The organism is Gilvimarinus gilvus, from assembly GCF_030518155.1.
In the GTDB taxonomy this organism is placed as follows: domain Bacteria; phylum Pseudomonadota; class Gammaproteobacteria; order Pseudomonadales; family Cellvibrionaceae; genus Gilvimarinus; species Gilvimarinus gilvus.
In genome coordinates this window covers 1-483 of the sequence record NZ_JAULRU010000462.1, presented here as the reverse complement: position 1 = coordinate 483, position 483 = coordinate 1, and the positions used below count along the sequence as shown (strand labels likewise).

The 483-nt window shown below is 32.3% G+C and carries 1 protein-coding gene; it reads left to right on the top strand.

From position 1 onward, the window contains the following. Positions 1-24 precede the first annotated feature (24 nt). On the top strand, positions 25-483 hold a 459-nt coding region (locus QWI17_RS08885), incomplete at its 3' end, for a hypothetical protein (RefSeq protein WP_302722162.1).

The window sequence follows — 483 nt, the reverse complement described above, 5'->3', positions numbered from 1 at the left end:
TCTTCGTACATCAATCCAACAAAAATGTTAGATTCTAAATCTATTTTAGCGGATGAATTTAACGATCATACTATCAAAAATAATTTGACTGTTGCATACGGTGCAAAGATTTCTGTACGTATAAATGATAAGATAAATGTTCGTTCTGGAGTTGCGAAAGTTGAGTTAGAACAAAATACAACAAATATTAATTCGGGCATCAACATGGGTGTTTATGCGCTTTCTGCAAGCAATCCGAAAACTGCCAACAACATTACTTATCATAGTAATATTAGAGTTATTCCCCACCAATCATACCAAAATGCTGTAATGACAATGTTGTCTTCTGAAACAAATAATATGGAGCAAAAAGTGCATTATATCGAGATTCCGTTAGAAGTTGAATACAAATTAGCAAGTTTTGATAAATTCAATCTTTTAGCAACTGCTGGTGGAAGTTATTATGTGGTCACAAAAAACACAATTTCTTTGGAAGATGTTAAC